At 73.0% G+C, this 17,177-nt stretch carries 12 protein-coding genes and 1 pseudogene; 11 read left to right on the forward strand and 2 right to left on the reverse strand.

The features are described from left to right. Nucleotides 1-1,100: 1,100 nt before the first annotated feature. Together ACPA54_RS23355 and ACPA54_RS23360 are read left to right on the forward strand one after the other, a co-directional pair. A complete protein-coding gene (locus ACPA54_RS23355) occupies nt 1,101-2,501 on the forward strand; it encodes an NAD-dependent malic enzyme (protein ID WP_423532748.1) in 1,401 nt (466 codons plus the stop codon). A gap of 233 nt (nt 2,502-2,734) precedes the next feature. Then, nucleotides 2,735-3,016: an HU family DNA-binding protein gene (locus tag ACPA54_RS23360; RefSeq protein WP_345680097.1), complete on the forward strand. Its 282-nt coding sequence runs from the start codon at nt 2,735-2,737 to the stop codon at nt 3,014-3,016. Between the two features lie 288 nt (nt 3,017-3,304). Here the strand turns inward: ACPA54_RS23360 and murA are convergent. After that, nucleotides 3,305-4,621, reverse strand: a pseudogene (murA, locus tag ACPA54_RS23365) (UDP-N-acetylglucosamine 1-carboxyvinyltransferase); the annotation flags it as partial. A gap of 661 nt (nt 4,622-5,282) precedes the next feature. Here murA and ACPA54_RS23370 point away from each other — a divergent pair. The 8 genes from ACPA54_RS23370 to ACPA54_RS23405 all read left to right on the forward strand — a co-directional run bounded on the left by ACPA54_RS23370 (nt 5,283) and on the right by ACPA54_RS23405 (nt 15,181). Then, entirely contained in the window at nt 5,283-5,840 is a 558-nt protein-coding gene (locus ACPA54_RS23370) for a YqgE/AlgH family protein (RefSeq protein ID WP_423533057.1), read from the forward strand. Between the two features lie 105 nt (nt 5,841-5,945). Next, nucleotides 5,946-6,257, forward strand: coding sequence for a DUF3039 domain-containing protein (locus tag ACPA54_RS23375; protein WP_423532750.1), 312 nt, complete (start codon nt 5,946-5,948; stop codon nt 6,255-6,257). Between the two features lie 182 nt (nt 6,258-6,439). Then, the gene (locus ACPA54_RS23380; RefSeq protein WP_423533059.1) at nt 6,440-7,255 is read left to right on the forward strand and encodes an FAD binding domain-containing protein; all 816 of its coding nucleotides are present in this window, start codon (nt 6,440-6,442) and stop codon (nt 7,253-7,255) included. 26 nt (nt 7,256-7,281) lie between these two features. Then, nucleotides 7,282-8,928 carry a 2Fe-2S iron-sulfur cluster-binding protein gene (locus ACPA54_RS23385; RefSeq protein ID WP_423532752.1) on the forward strand — a complete coding sequence of 549 codons (1,647 nt, stop codon included), beginning with the start codon at nt 7,282-7,284 and terminating at the stop codon, nt 8,926-8,928. Then, nucleotides 8,925-11,120 carry a xanthine dehydrogenase family protein molybdopterin-binding subunit gene (locus ACPA54_RS23390; protein ID WP_423532754.1) on the forward strand — a complete coding sequence of 732 codons (2,196 nt, stop codon included), beginning with the start codon at nt 8,925-8,927 and terminating at the stop codon, nt 11,118-11,120. The genes ACPA54_RS23385 and ACPA54_RS23390 overlap by 4 nt, the downstream gene beginning before the upstream one ends. A gap of 219 nt (nt 11,121-11,339) precedes the next feature. Next, complete coding sequence (locus ACPA54_RS23395) at nt 11,340-13,121, forward strand: DEAD/DEAH box helicase (protein WP_345680102.1); 1,782 nt, start codon at nt 11,340-11,342, stop codon at nt 13,119-13,121. A 472-nt stretch (nt 13,122-13,593) separates the two neighbouring features. Next, nucleotides 13,594-14,310 carry an IclR family transcriptional regulator gene (locus ACPA54_RS23400; RefSeq protein WP_345680103.1) on the forward strand — a complete coding sequence of 239 codons (717 nt, stop codon included), beginning with the start codon at nt 13,594-13,596 and terminating at the stop codon, nt 14,308-14,310. Between the two features lie 94 nt (nt 14,311-14,404). Beyond that, nucleotides 14,405-15,181: a S16 family serine protease gene (locus ACPA54_RS23405; RefSeq protein ID WP_423532756.1), complete on the forward strand. Its 777-nt coding sequence runs from the start codon at nt 14,405-14,407 to the stop codon at nt 15,179-15,181. Nucleotides 15,182-15,234: 53 nt separating this feature from the next. On the opposite strand, the gene ACPA54_RS23410 is transcribed toward ACPA54_RS23405, so the two are convergent. After that, nucleotides 15,235-15,738, reverse strand: a complete 504-nt coding sequence (locus tag ACPA54_RS23410; RefSeq protein WP_423532758.1) for an Lrp/AsnC family transcriptional regulator — start codon at nt 15,736-15,738, stop codon at nt 15,235-15,237. A 205-nt stretch (nt 15,739-15,943) separates the two neighbouring features. Here ACPA54_RS23410 and hppD point away from each other — a divergent pair, with 205 nt between their 5' ends. Beyond that, nucleotides 15,944-17,074 carry a 4-hydroxyphenylpyruvate dioxygenase gene (gene hppD / locus ACPA54_RS23415; protein WP_423532760.1) on the forward strand — a complete coding sequence of 377 codons (1,131 nt, stop codon included), beginning with the start codon at nt 15,944-15,946 and terminating at the stop codon, nt 17,072-17,074. Nucleotides 17,075-17,177: the final 103 nt, after the last annotated feature.

Consider the following 17,177-nt stretch of genomic DNA (forward strand, 5'->3'; position numbering starts at 1 on the left):
ACGGGTTTTTTGGGCGGCTGGCTCTTTTGTTTTTATGCTCCTGGCGCCTTGTGACCGGAAAGCCCGGACCGGGCGGCTCCGAGGAGCCCCCGGTTCCGTCAGGACTACGACACCGACCCGCCAATGCTCGCCTCTCGGCAAGTGGTCCCTCGTAGGGACTAATGGTTGGGCCCGGGGGCTTGGATCGAGCCGGTGCCATCACCAGAGTAACCGACCCGCCCGGAAGCGGAAGGCGGTCGCGGATGGACGCGGATCACAGTTTGCGCGGCGACCGGGACGGGGTACCGAGACCGCCCGCAGACGAGGGGAACGGGCCCGAGGACGGGGGACGGGGATGGGGCGAGGCGGGGCTACGGCAGGGGGCGGCCGGGGCGCGCGCTCTGCACGTCACACGCTCGTCGCTGCCCCCGCCCGCGGACCACGGCGCCGACCTCGGCTCTCGTGCGCTCCTTGCCCCCGCACGTGCCCGCTCCCGCCAACCCCGCTCACTTTCGCCCCGCTCAACCCGCTCCCGCCAACGCACCGACCCCCTCCCGAGGGATCGCCTGCCCCGGCAACACACCCCGCGCCGGCCTCGGCCCCCGCCGCACCCTTGACCTGCACTTGCCCACCCCCGCACTAGGCCCGCTCCCGTTCCCCTCCCGCAGCCACCCGACCGGCTCCGCCATGCCGTATCGCCATCACCCCACGCCCGCGGTCGCCCCGTGCCCCCCGCCCCGCTCCCGCTCCCGCGGTCGCCGCGGCGATCACACCCGCGGTCGCCCCGTGCCCCCGCCATCAGCCCAAGCCCCCGCGCCCCCGCGCCCGCCTCGCCCCCGCGCCCGCCTCGTGCCCGCGGTCGCCCCTGTGGCGCCGCCCCCTCCAACACCCCACGCCCTGCCCTCACGCTCCCGCGCCTGCGGTCGCCCCCACACCCCCAGTCGCCCCCGTGCCGCACGCCCCGCCCCCGGTGCGGCACCCCCCACCTCCCCCGTCTCCTGAGCCCCCTGTGCCACCGGGCGTCGTTGCTCGTGGGTGCCGTTTCGTCGTTCTGTCCCGCGAAGTGAGACGATCGTCTGCGGTGCCGTGCCATGGCGCCGATCTGTTGAGGAGACTGCTTCATGCCCGCAGCGCCGAGCGCTTCGTACTCGATCACCGCCCGACTCGAGGTCCCCGCCGGGGGCCGCGTGGTCAGCCAGCTCACCAACGCGGTGGAATCCGCGGGGGGTTCGGTCACGGGCCTGGACGTCACCGCATCGGGGCACGAGCGGCTCCGCGTCGACGTGACGATCGCCGCGTCGTCCACCGACCACGCGGACGCGCTGGTCGAAGCGCTCGCTGCGATCGAGGGTGTGGCCCTCGGCAAGGTGTCCGACCGGACGTTCCTCATGCACCTCGGCGGCAAGATCGAGATGCAGGCCAAGCACCCGATCCGCAACCGCGACGACCTGTCGATGATCTACACCCCGGGCGTTGCCCGGGTGTGTCTCGCGATCGCGGAGAACCCGGAAGACGCGCGCCGCCTGACCATCAAGCGCAACACGGTCGCTGTTGTCACCGACGGCTCGGCCGTGCTCGGCCTCGGCAACATCGGCCCGAAGGCCGCGCTGCCGGTCATGGAGGGCAAGGCCGCGCTGTTCAAGCGCTTCGCCGGCATCGACGCGTGGCCGATCTGCCTGGACACGCAGGACCCCGACGAGATCGTGCGGGCCGTCCAGTTGATGGCCCCGGGCTTCGCCGGGATCAACCTCGAGGACATCTCCGCGCCGCGTTGCTTCGAGATCGAGCGCCGCTTGCGCGAGACCCTCGACATCCCGGTCTTCCACGACGACCAGCACGGCACCGCCATCGTCGTGCTCGCCGCGCTGACCAACGCCCTTCGGGTGGTGGGGAAGAAGATCGAGGACGTCCGCCTGGTGATGTCCGGCGCGGGTGCGGCCGGCACCGCGATCCTCAAGCTGCTGCAGGCCGCCGGCCTGCGCGACGTCGTGGTCGCGGACGTGCACGGTGTCGTGCACGGCGGCCGCGACGACCTCGGCGACGATTTGCGGTGGATCGCCGACCACACCAACTTCGAGGGCCTGACCGGGACTTTGAAGGAGGCTGTGGTCGGCGCGGACGTGTTCGTCGGTGTCTCCGCGCCGAACGTCATCGACGGCGGCGACGTGGCGAAGATGGCCGACGACGCGATCGTGTTCGCGCTCGCCAACCCGGAGCCGGAGATCTACCCGGCGGTCGCCCAGGAGCACGCCGCGGTCGTCGCGTCGGGCCGCAGCGACTTCCCCAACCAGATCAACAACGTTCTGGTTTTCCCGGGGGTGTTCCGCGGATTGGTCGACGCGCAGAGCCGGCACATCACAACAGACATGTTGTTGGCCGCGGCTCGGGCGCTCGCTTCCGTCGTCACCGACGACGAGCTGAACGCCAGCTACATCATTCCGAGTGTGTTCCACCCGGAAGTGTCGAACGTCGTCGCGGCCGCCGTCCGGGACGCGGTTCTCGAGGACCGTCGGCAATCATGATCGGGACCCGCCGTATGCCGGGCGGTGCGACGAGCGTACGAATGCTGGTCGTATCGTCGGGGTGTGGCGGGCGTGCACAGCCCCGATTCGGGCCCGTAATCTGCCACGACCCGCCAAATCACGGGGCTTTCCGCGTGATTCGGCGTGTCCCTGATTAGGTTCCGGGCCCGGATACGTGCAGGATTCGTCCCCGGGGCAAGAACAGCGAGTTGGAAAGACCACGGGAGAAATACATGAACCGCAGTGAGCTGGTGGCCGCCCTCGCGGAGCGGGCCGACGTCACGCGCAAGGACGCCGACGCCGTGCTGAACGCCTTCGCCGAGGTCGTCGGTGAGATCGTCAGCAAGGGCGACGAGAAGATCACGATCCCCGGCTTCCTGAGCTTCGAGCGGACCCACCGCTCGGCGCGCACCGCGCGCAACCCGCAGACCGGCGAGCCGATCGAGATCCCGGCCGGCTACAGCGTCAAGGTCTCCGCGGGCTCGAAGCTCAAGGACGCCGCGAAGGGCAAGTGACCGGGCGCGCTCGCTGAGCGCACTCGATCGCACGTAAGCCGAAGGGCGGTTCCCGGTACGGGAACCGCCCTTCGGCGTCGACCCAGCTGGTCGAACAAGTTGGTCGGTGCGCGCCGCCCGCGAGGGCGGCGCGCGTCCGGCTCAGGCCACGCCTTGGCCGACCGTCTCCGGGAGTTCGTCCCCGCGGTCGTCGGCCACCACCCCGGCCTCTTCGGCCGCGCGGGCGGCCAGACCACCGGAAACGCCCTGGGACGCCGTCTGCGGGGCTTGCGGCTGGGGGTCGGCCGGGGGCAGCCCGACCCGGGCTCCGAGAGCCTCCAGCTTGCCCAGGAAGCCCTCGTAGCCGCGGTTGATCAGGTCGATGCCGTGCACCCGCGACTTGCCCTCCGCGGCCAACGCCGCGATCAAGTACGAGAAACCGCCGCGCAGGTCGGGGATGACCAGGTCCGCGCCGTGCAGCTTCGCCGGACCCGAGATGACCGCCGAGTGCTGGAAGTTGCGCTGCCCGAACCGGCACGGCGTTCCGCCGAGGCACTCGTTGTAGAGCTGGATCGTGGCACCCATCTGGTTGAGCGCGGAGGTGAATCCGAGGCGCGACTCGTACACCGTCTCGTGCACGATCGACAGCCCGGACGCCTGGGTGAGCGCCACCACCAGCGGCTGCTGCCAGTCCGTCTGGAAGCCCGGGTGCACGTCCGTCTCCAGCGCGATCGCGCGTAGCCGGCCGCCCGGGTGCCAGAACCGGATGCCGTCGTCGTCCACCCGGAACGCGCCGCCGACCTGCCGGAACACGTTCAGGAACGTCATCATGTCCAGCTGCCGCGCGCCCCGCACGAACACGTCGCCGCCGGTCGCCAGCGCCGCGCACGCCCACGACGCGCTCTCCAGGCGGTCCGGCAGCGCCCGGTGCGTGTAGCCGCCGAGGCGGTCCACACCGGTGATCCGGATCACCCGGTCGGTCGCCACCGAGATGATCGCGCCCATCTTCTGGAGCACGCAGATGAGGTCTATGATCTCCGGCTCCACGGCCGCGTTGCGCAGCTCGGTGGTGCCTTCCGCGCGCACCGCGGTCAGCAGGACCTGCTCGGTGGTGCCGACGCTCGGGTACGGGAGTTCGATCTTGGTGCCGTGCAGTCCGCCGGGCGCTTCCAGGTAGAGGCCCTCGGGGCGCTTGTCCACCGTCGCGCCGAACTCGCGCAGCACGTTCAGGTGGAAGTCGATCGGCCGGTCGCCGATCCGGCAGCCGCCCAGGTCCGGGATGAACGCCCGGCCGATGCGGTGCAGGAGCGGCCCGCACAGCAGGATCGGGATGCGGCTGGAGCCGGCGTGCGCGTCGATGTCCGCGACGTTCGCCAGCTCGACCGACGACGGGTCCATGACCAGCTCGTCCGGCTCGTCGCCCTCGTACACCGCCACACCGTGCAGTTGGAGCAGGCCGCGCACAATGTGCACGTCGCTGATGCCGGGGACGTTGCGCAGCCGGCTCGGCTCCTCGCCGAGCAGGGCCGCCACCATCGCCTTGGGCACCAGATTCTTGGCGCCCTTGACCCGGACCTCGCCCTCGAGCGGGGAACCACCGTGAACGAACAGCACGTCGTCTTTCATGAATCTCGCGTTCCTGGACGGAAGTGGCCGACTTCGGACGGAGCACACACGCCGTGCGGGATACGCGCGGCACGTGTGGACAACAGCGGACAACGGTACGCGCTCGTTGGCGGGGAAGGTGCATTGTCGGAGGCCCTGGCGGGCACAGGACCTCGGACGGGAGCGGGATTCGGGACCCTGGTCCTTCCGGCGCGTCGCCCTCGCGGTGGCCGCGTCGGGGACCTCGGACGACGGCTGCGGGTGTTACACGTGGGGCTGGTGTGCTGTGTGGGGGCGTACGGGACGAGGGAGTGGGGTGCGTGGCGGACGCCGCGGCCGCGCCGGGCGCATGGCTGACCCGGGCGCGGCTCCAGATCGCGCCGCATCCGGGACACCGGCCGGCGCCGGTCCGGACGCGGCCTCCGGCGCGGGCCGGCCGGTCGGCCGCCGCGGCTTCCTCGCCGGGATACGCGACAAGGTCGTCGAGGCCGTCCGCACCGTCGCGCACTCCGCGCAGCGCGCGATCGAACACCCCGCACGCCCCGACGGCCCCGGAAAGCCCGGTGACGCGGGGCGCCCCGCGTCACCGGGCTTTCCGGCGAGCCCGCCGGACGCGCCCGGGAATCCCGGGGAGTCGGCGGGAGGCGAGACTCCGGCGGTCGGCATGCAGGATCATGGGCGCATGACCGAGGTCTCGCTCACCGGACGCCTGCTCGTGGCGACGCCCGCGCTGACCGACCCGAACTTCGACCGGTGCGTGCTGCTCGTGCTCGACCACGACGAGGAGGGCGCCCACGGCGTCGTCCTCAACCGCCCGACCCCGGTCGACGTGCACGACGTGCTGGCCGGGTGGGAAAAGACGGTCACCGGCCCGGCCGTGGTGTTCCAAGGCGGCCCGGTCGCCATGGACTCCGCGCTGGCGATCGCGTCGGTGCCCGGCGGCGGCGAGCCGATCGGCTGGCGGCAGGTCTTCGGCCGCCTCGGCCTGGTCGACCTCGACGCGCCGCCCGAGGTGGTCGGCGCCGAATTCGGGTCGATGCGGATCTTCGCGGGCTACGCGGGCTGGGGCCCCGGCCAGCTGGAGGCCGAGCTGGGCGAGGGCGCCTGGTACGTCGTCGAGTCCGAGCCCGGCGACGCGTTCAGCGCCGAGCCGGAACGCCTGTGGCGCGCGGTGCTGCGCCGCCAGCGCGGCGAGCTGGCGATGGTCGCGACCTATCCGGAGGACCCGTCGCTGAACTGAGCGGCGCGGTCCGGCGGGGCACCCGGTCGGCGTATCCGGGCGGGGGAGGGCGGCGGCCTTGCCCGGCCCGGGTCGGTGCGTCCGTCCCCCCGTAGAATCGGACCCATGACCACTCCGCAGGACTACCCGGAGCCCGAGCGCGTCGGCGGCACCTCCACGCTCGTCGAGGAGACCCCGCAGGTCTCGCACGGCGACGGCGACCACGAGCGCTTCGCGCACTACGTGCAGAAGGACAAGATCATGGAGAGTGCCATGACCGGCACTCCGGTGATCGCCCTGTGCGGCAAGGTGTGGGTGCCGGGCCGGGACCCGAAGAAGTACCCCGTGTGCCCCATGTGCAAGGAGATCTACGAGTCCATGGGCCCGGGCGGCGACGGCGACAAGGGCGGCAACGGCGGCAAGGGCGGCGACAAGTAGCCTTCGGCCGCGTCGCTCGGCCGTGCGGTGCGGCGGCTCGCGGTGAGCGCCGCCCGCCGGCCGCGCTCGCCGGCCGCGTCCGGTGCGCGTCGCGGTAGCGTCCGCGGCGCGCACATCTGCGATCCCGGGCCCCCGCCGCCCCTCCGGCGCAGTAGCGTTGTGCCGCTGTGAACGAAGCGATCATGCTGCCGCTGTCGCTGCGCGAGGCCGTGGACGCGCTGGCCCGCGAGCCCGCCGCCCTTCCGGTGGCCGGCGGCACCGACCTGATGCCGCGCGTCAACGCCGGGATGCTGCGGCCCCGTGCGCTCGTCGGCCTGTCCGGACTCGCCGAGCTGCGTGCCTGGCAGTACGACGGCGCCACCGCCGTCATCGGCTCCGGCCTGACGTGGGCCCGCCTGGCCGGCCCGGACCTGGCCGCGGTCGCGCCCGCGCTGGCCGCCGCCGCACGCCGCCTCGGCACCCCGCAGATCCGCATGATGGCGACCCTCGGCGGCAACCTGGCCTCGCGCACCCGGGAAGCGGACGCGGTGCCGGTGCTGGCCGCGCTGGAGGCCACGGTGATCGTGGCGTCGGCGGGCGGCATGCGGGAGTTCGTGTGCGACGCCCATCCGGGTGCGCAGCTGCGGCCGGGGGAGCTGATCACGGCAGTACGGGTGCCGGTCGCGCAGGGCCCGCAGGAGTTCGCGAAGGCACGCATCTCGACCGGGTTCCACGCCACGGTCGCGCTGGTGGCCGACGCGCGTACGGGAGCGGTGCGGTGTGCCGTGGGCGGCATCCGCCCGGGCGCGGAGCGTGCGCTGCGTGCCGAGGCGTGGCTGGCGGGGCGGATCGACCCGGCGACCGGGCGGCTCGTGGACCGGGACGACGCGGCCCGGTTCGGCGCGCTCGTCGCCGAGGGCCTGTCGCCCGGCGACGGCTCGCGGGCGGCGCGCGCCCACGAGGCCCGGGTGGTGGCGGCGCTGGTCGGCCGCGCCGCGGAACGGGTGTGGGCGCCATGACGACGGCGGACGGGGAACGAGGCGGCATGACGGGGGAGCCGGACGAGACGGCGGGTTCGTGGGCGATACCCGGGGACGGGTCGGCCGCGGCCCCGCCCGGCTCGGCGAGCGCGGTGCCGGGCCTGGACGCGGGCGCGTCCGGGTTCTTCTACGCGGTGGACCTGTCCGCGGTGGACGGCGGCGGAAGCCGGGGCGGATCCCGCGGCGGCGACGGCGGCAACGCCGCCGGCCACGCGCCGGTGGGCGGCAACGAGTACGCGGGCGACTACGGCGGCATGCCGGCGAGCGAGCCGCCCGCGTCGGGGTTCTACGACACGATGGCCGCGCCCGGGATGGGCGACGGCGGGTATGCGGGCGGCATGCCCGCGCCGGAGGGCGTGGGGCCCGGGGGCTATCCGGGGGGTTATGCCGAGGAGACTCCGCCGTCCGGGTTCTTCCACGCGTTCGTTCCGGCGGCGGAACCGCAGCCGGGGTCGCCGGGCTTCGGTGCCGATCACGGGTTCCCGGCCGACGGGACGTCGTCGTGGCGGCCGTTTGTGGCGGGCGACGCCGGAGAAGCGCCGGCGGAGGCCGGGCAGGCGTACCCGGCGCCGATGCCGGCCGTGGATCCGTACGCGGCAGGCCCCGAGGCGCAGCCCCACGCCGGATACCCGGCGCCGGGCGGGTTCGATCCCGGGGCGCTGGAGACCACGCTGATCCTGCCGCAGATCGGCGGCGACCTGCCGGACCCCGGCGCGCGTGCCGAACTGCATCCCCCGTCCGGGTACTTCCACGCCGTGAGCATCGGCGACACGGACTTCGGCGGCCTCCCGTCGGGCACGTTCGGCGGTGCCGACGGCTTCGGGAGCGGTGCGGAGTTCGGCTCCGGCGCGGTCGTCGGGGAAATGCCCGAAGTGCGGAGCGCTCCGCCGTCGTTCGCGGACCTGGAGGCCGGGTTCGGGCCCGACCTCGCCGCGCTGCCGCCCGACGCTGTGGCCGCCGTGCCGCCGCCGGCGGATCCCCTGACCGACCCGATACCCGCAGCCGAGCCCCTCGGCCGGTCGCCGATGGTGCACGTGGCTCCGGCGGCGCCCGCCGATGTCCCGGGCATGCCCGGCGCGTTCGGGGCCGGCGCGGCGGCGTTGTCGCCTGCCGAGCCGGTCGTGTCGTACACCCTGAACGTCAACGGAGCCCTGCAGTACGTCGCCGACGGCTGGATCGGCGACAGCCTCCTCACCGTCCTGCGCGACCGCCTCGGCCTCTCCGGTGCGAAGGACGGCTGCGGGCAAGGCGTGTGCGGGGCCTGCACGGTGCTCGTCGACGGGGCCCCGGCCGCCGCGTGCCTGGTGTCCGCGGCGACGCTCGGCATGCGCGAGGTGACGACCGTCGAAGGGCTCGCCGGGCCCGGGCCTGCCGCGATCCGGCAGGGGCTGATCGAGCAGGGCGCCGTCCAGTGCGGCTACTGCATCCCCGGCGTGGTGGTCAGTGCCCACGCGCTCCTTGCCCGTATACCGAGGCCGGACGAAGCGACCGTGCGCCGGGCGCTGGCCGGGCACCCGTGCCGCTGCGTCGGCCCGAACCGGATGGTGGCCGGTGTGTGTGCCGCGGCGGCCGCGACGCCGCCCGATGCCGATCACGAAGTCCCGCCGGACGCGTCCGCGTTCGCGCCCGCTGGGGCGGAGGACGGACGGTGACGCGCCTGATCGCGGAGCCGCCCGACGCGCAGGCGCAGACCCAGGGGCGTTTCGCGTACACCGCCGATCTGTGGGTGCCCGGCATGCAGTGGTGCGTGCTCGTCCGGTCGCCGCATCCGCACGCGCGGATCACCGGCATCGACACCTCGGCGGCGCTCGCCGTGCCCGGCGTCACGACCGTGGTGACCGCCGCGGACCTGCCGGCCGAGGCGTTCCACGGCCCGGTCGTCGTCGACCGGCCCGTGCTGGCCTCGGACGTCGTGCGGTTCACGGGCGAAGCGGTCGCGGCGGTGTGTGCCGAGACACGCATGGCCGCGCTGCGCGGCGCCGAAGCCGTCGAGGTCGAGTACGAGCCGCTGGACGCCCGCCTCGACCCCGAACACGCCTTCGCCAGCGCCCCGTTGCATCCGGACGGCAACCTGTTCCGGCATGTCGCGCTGCGCCACGGGCGACCCGTGCAGCGGCGCCCGGACGGTTCTCCGGTCGAAGAGGTCGTGGTCGAAGGCCTCTACGACATCGCCGCACAGGACCAGCTCAACCCGGCGACCGACGCCGTCCTCGCGCTGCCGTGTGCGGACGGCGGCATCGAACTGCACACCGCGTCGCCGTGGCCGCACGCCGACCGCGACCAGGTCGCGCAGTGCCTCGGCTTCGCGTCCGGCACGCTGCGGGTGGTGCCCGCGGGGGTCGGCGGATCGTCCGGCACCCGCGAGGAGGCCGGGATGCTCGCGGTCGCCGCGTGGCTCGCGGCGCGCACCGGGCGGGCGGTCAAGATCGTCGCCGACCGCGCGGACGCGCTGACCGGCGGGGGGCACCGGCATGCGGCGCGGCTGAAATATACGCACCGGGCGGACAGCAACGGGCGGTTGCTCGCGGTCGAGGCGGAAATCCTGCTGGACGGCGGCGCGTACGCCACCACGTCCCCCGAAGTCGTGGGCCGGTTGGCCGGGTGCGCCACCGGGCCGTACATGGTGCTGCACGCGGCCGTGGACGTGTGGGCGGTGCGCACCAACAATCCGCCGGCCGGGACGATGCGCGGGCCGGGCGCGACGCAGGTGTGTTTCGCGTACGAGGCGCAGATGGACAAGCTCGCCGCCGCCCTCGGCATGGACCCGGTCGAGCTGCGGCTGCGCAACGCGCTGAGCACCGGCACCATGCTGACCACCGGCCAGGTCCTGGACGGCCCCGCTCCGGCGGGGGAGTTGCTGCGTGCGGTGGCGGAACACCCGGCGCCGGAAAGCGAACCGGCGCCTGGGCTGCGCCGCGGCACCGGCTTCGCGGTGGGCTTGGTGCCGCTGCTGGGCATCGAGGGCGCCGACGAGTCGTCGACCGCGACGGTGCGCCTCGACCACGGCGTGGTGACGGTGACGTGCGCGGCGGTCGAGGCCGGGCAGGGGTTCACCGCACTGGTGCGGCGGATCGTCGCCGACGTGCTGGGCATCGCCGACGCGATCGTGCTGCCCGCGGGCACCGCGATGCCGAGCGCGGGCCCGGCCGGGGTGGGGCGGCACACCATGCTGACCGCGGGTGCGGTCGACCAGGCGTGCCGGGACATCCGGGCCCGGCTGCTCGCGCCGATCGCCGCCCGCTACGGCATGACGGCGGCGCTGCTGGACGTGCGCGGCGGCCGCCTGGTGTCGTACGACGGCCTGGTCGACCTGCCCGCCGAGGTGATGACCGAGGGCCAGGAGATCGCCGCGACCGCGGGCGCGGCCCGCGCGCGGCACACCGAGCCGCTCGACGACGCCGGGCAGGGCGACGCGTATCCGGCGGTGGCGTTCGCGGCGTGCCGGGTGGTCGCCGACGTGGACCCGGAGACCGGGGCGGTGCAGGTCGTCGACGTGACCGGCGCCTACGACGCGGGCAAGGTCCTGGACCCGGTGCTGGCGCTCGCCCGCGTCGAGGGCTCGGTGGCGATGGGCATCGGCATGGCGCTCGTCGAGGACCTGGACGCCGCGCGGCTGCACGGGCCCATCGCGTGGACCCAGCCGACCGCGCTGGACGTCCCGCCGGTGCGCGTCGCCGCGTGGCACGAGGAACCGCAGCCGGGCATCCCGATGGGCGCCAAGGGGCTCGCCGACGCGGCCGTGGTGCCGGTTCCCGCGGCGGTGGCGGCGGCGGTGCGCGACGCGACCGGACTGGACCTGCCGAGCCTGCCGCTGCGGCCGCGCGACGTCGCCGCCCGGCGGTGACCGACAGTGACCCAGGACAGCTTTTGCGGTGATCCGGCTCGCCGCCGGGCGCCCCGGGCGAGGCGCCAAGAGCCCGGCTCAACCGCGTCGTTGCGCGGCCTGCGGAAGGGGCTCGGGTAGCCTGAGCCGTTCCCGTCCGTGCCGGGCAGGGCCTGTCCGATCGACCCCCGGCACCCGTCCGTCCGTACCTTCGTGCGACCCCGGAGCGCTTGTCCCGCAGTGAGTACTTCAGCCGCGTCCCACCTGTCCCCGGCCTTCCCCGCCCGCGCCCCCTGGGGCACCGCAGGCAAGCTGCGCGCCTGGCAGCAGGGCGCTCTGGACGAATACCTGGACCGGCACCCCCGGGACTTCCTCGCGGTCGCCACGCCGGGCGCCGGCAAGACCACGTTCGCGCTGCGGATCGCCAGCGAACTCCTGCAGCGGCACATAGTGCAGCAGATCACCATCGTCGCGCCGACCGAGCACCTGAAGAAGCAGTGGGCCGAGGCGGCGGCGCGGATAGGGATCCGGATCGACCCCAACTACTCGGGCTCGTCCGGCCCCGCCAACCGCGAGTTCCACGGCGTGGCGGTCACCTACGCGGGGGTGGGCGTCCACCCGATGCTGCACCGGCGCCGCGTGGAGAACCGCAAGACGCTGGTCATCCTCGACGAGATCCACCACGCGGGCGACAGCAAGTCGTGGGGCGACGCGGTTTTCGAGGCGTTCGAGCCGGCCACCCGGCGGCTGGCGCTCACCGGGACGCCGTTCCGGTCCGACACCAACCCGATCCCGTTCGTCAGCTACGTCGAGGGCTCCGACGGGATCCGCCGCAGCGCGGCCGACTACACGTACGGCTACGCCCATGCCCTCGCCGACCACGTCGTCCGCCCGGTCATCTTCATGTCGTACTCGGGCGAGATGCGCTGGCGCACCAAGTCCGGCGACGAGGTCGCGGCCAGCCTCGGCGAGCCGATGACGAAAGATGCCATCAACCAGGCGTGGCGCACCGCCCTCGACCCGCACGGGTCGTGGATGCCGCAGGTGCTGCGCGCCGCGGACAAGCGGCTCACCGAAGTCCGCAAGGCGGTGCCGGACGCGGGTGCGCTGGTGATCGCGACCGACCACGAGTCGGCGCGCGCCTACGCGAAGATGATCCGCGAGATCACCGGCACCGGCGCGACCATAGTGCTATCCGACGACGTCGGCGCGTCGAAGAAGATCGAGGAGTTCAGCGAGGGCGACTCGCGCTGGATGGTCGCGGTCCGCATGGTCTCCGAGGGCGTCGACGTGCCGCGGCTGGCGGTCGGCGTGTTCGCCACCACGATCTCCACGCCGCTGTTCTTCGCGCAGGCCGTCGGGCGCTTCGTCCGGGTGCGGCGGCGCGGCGAGGTCGCGTCGGTGTTCCTGCCGTCCGTCCCGACGCTGCTCCAGCACGCGAACGAGATGGAGAAAGAGCGCGACCACGTCCTCGACAAGCAGAAGAAGGGCGAGGGCCTCTACGACACCGAGGACGCGCTGCTCGCGCAGGCCAACCAGGAGAAGGACACCCCCGGAGAGCAGGAGCAGTTCTCCTTCGAGGCGCTGGAGAGCGAGGCGCGGTTCGACCGCGTGCTCTACGACGGCGCCGAGTTCGGCCTCCAGGCGCACACCGGCAGCGAAGAGGAAGAGGAGTACCTGGGCATCCCCGGCCTCCTGGAGCCCGACCAGGTGCAGATGCTGCTGCAGAACCGGCAGGCCAAGCAGATCGCCCGCAGCCGCAAGAAGCCCGACGCCGAGGCCGACCTGTCGGAGAAGACGGCCGCCCAGCGACCGGTAGTGACGCACCGTCAGCTCTCCGGGCTGCGCAAGGAGCTGAACACCCTGGTGGCCGCGTGGCACCACCGCAGCGGCCAGCCCCACGGCGTCATCCACAACGAACTGCGCCGGGTATGCGGCGGGCCGCCGACCGCGCAGGCGTCGGCGGGGCAGCTCCAGGACCGGATCGCCAAGATCCAGCAGTGGGCGACCTCCGCGCGCTGACGCGGCTCCTGACGGTCCGTCGGGAGCGAACCGGGACAAGTGCCCCGCCTACCGGACGGTAGGTACGCGCCAGGCGGACACCAAGGGGTCCGCATCATGAGATCAACTTCGGCTGAGGCACGTGTCACTGCGCAGACTTCTGGGAAGTTTGTCCGTATTTAACGGGACTTGGTGCGCAGATCCCTCGCGGAATCCGTCCACATTCCGGAAACTCGCTTACCTGGGGCCGGGCCTCTGATTAACGTGATTGACATCAGTCGCGCCAGGGACAAGAGCCCTTGTGCGTCCGACAGCCCGTCCGGGCCTGCCCGGCCGGCAAGACGAGTTGACCGCGCAACCACGACCTGGCGCCGCGCAGCAGCATCGTGACCCCGGCGTCCGCCACACGGCCGCGCCCGGAGTCGCGCCGGTGGGGACCCGGGCCTTTGGTGATTCCCGGGAATGCAACGCACGCGTGCAAGGGAGGCTTCTCGTGGCCGCGGAGACATCACAGACCCTGGACCGGGGACTCAAGGTCCTCGAACAATTGGCCGATGCCCCGGAAGGGCTGACGGTGCCGGAGATATCGGCCGCGCTCGGCGTGAACCGTACCGTCGTGTACCGCATCCTGGCCACCCTCGAGCAGCACGGGCTGATCCGTCGCGACGCGGGCGGCCGGACCCGGCTCGGCCTGGGCGCCCTGCAGCTGGCCCGACGCGCCCACCCGCTGGTGCGCGACGCGGCCGTGCCGTGCCTGCGCCGGCTCGCCGAAGAGACCGGCGCGACGGCGCACTTGACCATCGTGGACGGCCTCGACGCGCTCGCCGTCGCGGTAGCCGAACCCACCTGGACCGACTACCACGTCGCCTACCGGGTCGGCTCGCGCCATCCGCTCGAACAGGGCGCGGCCGGCCAGGCCATCCTGACCGCCCGCCGGGTCCGTGCCGGACTCGACCCGGCCGTGCCGTACGTGCACGTTGCCGGCGACGGGCACCGCTCGGCCCCCGGCATCGCCGCGGCCGTCCCGGCCCTGGCCGGCGTCGAGGCGAGCGTCGGCGTGCTGTCCTTCAGCGAACTCGACAGCGAACGCTTCGGCCCCCGTGTCGCCGAAGCCGCGCTGGAACTCGCCGAGACGCTCGGCGGCGGCCCGCGGCTGCCCGTCCAGCGCGACGACGAGGCCGTGCCGGAGACCGTGGTCCGCGCCGGATAGCCGCCGTCCGCTCCCGCAGACCCCCGCCTACCCCTGCGGTGGGGACCCGCGGGCGGCGGCCCGGGCCGCCCGGACACACTGGTTTAATTCCGGGGTGGCCCGTTCCAAGCGCACCCTCGCCCTCTCACTGCTGCTGATCGTGATCCTCGGCGTCTTCGCTTTCACCGCGCCGCTGCCGTTCACGGTCATCACCCCGGGCGACACGGTGAACACGCTGGGCAAGGATGCCGCCGGAGACCCGGTCATCCAGATCACCGGGGCCACCCCGAATCCCCCCGAAGGCCAAGGCCAACTGCTGCTCACCACGATCCGCGCCGACGACCCGGACACCGATCACCACCTGGCCGGGCTGTTCGACGCGTGGTTCGACAGCAACGAAGCCGTCGTGCCCAAGAAGTCGGTGTACCCCGAGGGCAAGTCCAAGGCGCAGATCATCCAGCAGGTCACGCAGGACATGGTGGAGTCGCAGGACCACGCCGTGGTCGCCGCCCTGAACTACCTCAAGCTCGACCCGAACCAGGTCAAGGTCAAGCTGAACGCGGGCGACATCGGCGGCCCCAGCGCCGGCCTGATGTTCTCCCTCGGCATCGTCGACATGCTCGGCGCCCAGAACCTCACCGGGGGCCAGGTCATCGCCGGGACCGGCACCATCGACGACACCGGCAAGGTCGGCCCCATCGGCGGCATCGAAATGAAGACCAAGGGCGCCAAGAAGAGCCTTGCGACCGTGTTCCTGCTGCCCAAGGAAGAGTGCAAGAAGGCCAAGGCCGCCGCCCCCGGCGGGCTGCGCCTCGTCCCGGTGGAAACCCTGCCGCAGGCCGTCGACGCGCTGATGGCCCTGCAGAACGGCGGCAAGGTCCCGTCCTGCTGACCTGACCTGACCTGACCTGGCGATCCGACCCGGCCTGGCCCGACCGGATCCGCTCAGCGGTCGGGCTGCTCGTCCGGTTCCGGCTCGGACCCGTCGCCGACCGCCGCCGCGACCAGCGGCAGCACCCGATACGGCACCGGGTTCTCCAGCGCGATCGCCGTCGACGCGCGCAGGATCCCCTCGAACTCCACCACATGGTCGATCACCCGCTGCAGGTCCGCGTTCGACCGCGCCACCAGCCGGCACAGCATGTCCCCGCGCCCGGTGATCGTGTGCAGCTCCAGCACCTCCGGAATCGACGCGAGATGCGCCCGCACGTCCGGCCCCCGGCCCTGCCGGATCTCCAGCGTCGCGAACGCCGTCACCGCGAAGCCGAGCGCTGCCGGATCCAGATGCGGACCGAACCCGCGCACCACGCCCCGCGCGTGCAGCCGGTCGAGCCGCGCCTGCACCGTGCCGCGCGCCACGCCGAGCCGCCGCGAGCACTCCAGCACCCCCAGCCGCGGCTCCTCGTCCAGCAAACGGATCAACGCGGCGTCCAGACGATCGATCGGCACGGCGGCTCCAGGGTGCGCGGGCGGTGTCCACGGCGGGCGCGCGGGCTGGTCAGGCTGTACATTCACCCGGTTGCGCGCCCGGATCGACTGTACAGATTGCCCAGGGGAATCAACACCTGTTGCGCAACCTGCCGGACGGGGCGACCCTGCGGAGAGACGTCGACCTCGTCGCCGACACCCGCCCCCCACCCCTCCGGGAGCCGTCATGACCGAGATGCTGCACCGCTCCGACGCAGAGACGGCGCAGGACCCCTTCCCCGTCCTCGGCATGGACGCGGTCGTGTTCGCCGTCGGCAACGCCCGCCAGGCGGCGCACTGGTACTCGACCGCCTTCGGATTCCGCTGCACCGCCTACTCCGGCCCGGAGACCGGCAACCGCGACACCGTGTCCTACGTGCTCGAATCCGGCGAAGCCCGGTTCGTGGTGACGTCGCCGCTGCGGCCCGACCATCCGCTCGCCGCGCACATCGCCGAACACGGCGACGGCGTCGTCGACCTGGCCATCGCGGTGCCCGACGCGCGGGCCGGCTACGCGTACACCACCGGCCACGGCGCGACCGGCCTCGACGAGCCCGCGGAAATGCGCGACGACCACGGCACCGTGGTGCGGTCCGCGATCGCCACGTACGGCCAGACCCGCCACTCGCTGGTCGACCGGCACGACTACGCGGGCCCCTACCTGCCCGGCTACGCCGCCCGCGGCCCCCTCGCCCCGGCGCCCGCGAAGCCGTGGATCACCTCCATCGACCACTGCGTCGGCAACGTCGAACTCGGCAAGATGGACGCCTGGGTCGAGTTCTACCAGCGCGTCATGGGCTTCACGAACATGCGCGAGTTCGTCGGCGGCGACATCGCCACCGAGTACTCCGCGCTCATGTCGAAGGTCGTCGCGGACGGCACCCGCAAGGTGAAGTTCCCGATCAACGAGCCCGCGATCGCGAAGAAGAAGTCGCAGATCGACGAGTACCTCGAGTTCTACCGCGGCCCCGGCGTCCAGCACATCGCGCTCGCCACCGACGACATCGTCCGCACCGTCCGCGCCATGCGCGACGCGGGCGTCGAGTTCCTCAACACCCCGGACTCGTACTACGACACGCTCGGCCAGTGGGTCGGCGAGACCCGTGTCCCGGTCGAGACGCTGCGTGAGCTGAAGATCCTCGCCGACCGCGACGAGGACGGCTACCTGCTCCAGATCTTCACCAAGCCCGTGCAGGACCGGCCGACGGTGTTCTTCGAGATCATCGAACGGCACGGGTCGCAGGGCTTCGGGCTCGGCAACTTCAAGGCATTGTTCGAGGCGATCGAACGCGAGCAGGAGGCGCGCGGCAACCTCTGAGCAGCCGCGGCTTCCCGTCCCTCCGGGCCTTCCGGCCCTTTCCGACTCTCCGCCGGCTCGACGGCTTCGCCCCCGGTCCCCAACGACGTGGACCGGGGGCGTT

It is taken from the genome of Uniformispora flossi (assembly GCF_049534875.1).
In the GTDB taxonomy this organism is placed as follows: domain Bacteria; phylum Actinomycetota; class Actinomycetes; order Streptomycetales; family Streptomycetaceae; genus Yinghuangia; species Yinghuangia aomiensis.

Bases quoted from the DNA above. Each gene is read 5' to 3' on its own strand.
- ACPA54_RS23355 (WP_423532748.1), top strand. From the start codon at position 1,101: ATGCCCGCAGCGCCGAGCGCTTCGTACTCGATCACCGCCCGACTCGAG.
- ACPA54_RS23385 (WP_423532752.1), top strand. From the start codon at position 7,282: ATGACGGGGGAGCCGGACGAGACGGCGGGTTCGTGGGCGATACCCGGG.
- ACPA54_RS23375 (WP_423532750.1), top strand. From the start codon at position 5,946: ATGACCACTCCGCAGGACTACCCGGAGCCCGAGCGCGTCGGCGGCACC.
- ACPA54_RS23370 (WP_423533057.1), top strand. From the start codon at position 5,283: ATGACCGAGGTCTCGCTCACCGGACGCCTGCTCGTGGCGACGCCCGCG.
- ACPA54_RS23380 (WP_423533059.1), top strand. From the start codon at position 6,440: ATGCTGCCGCTGTCGCTGCGCGAGGCCGTGGACGCGCTGGCCCGCGAG.
- ACPA54_RS23360 (WP_345680097.1), top strand. From the start codon at position 2,735: ATGAACCGCAGTGAGCTGGTGGCCGCCCTCGCGGAGCGGGCCGACGTC.
- hppD (WP_423532760.1), top strand. From the start codon at position 15,944: ATGACCGAGATGCTGCACCGCTCCGACGCAGAGACGGCGCAGGACCCC.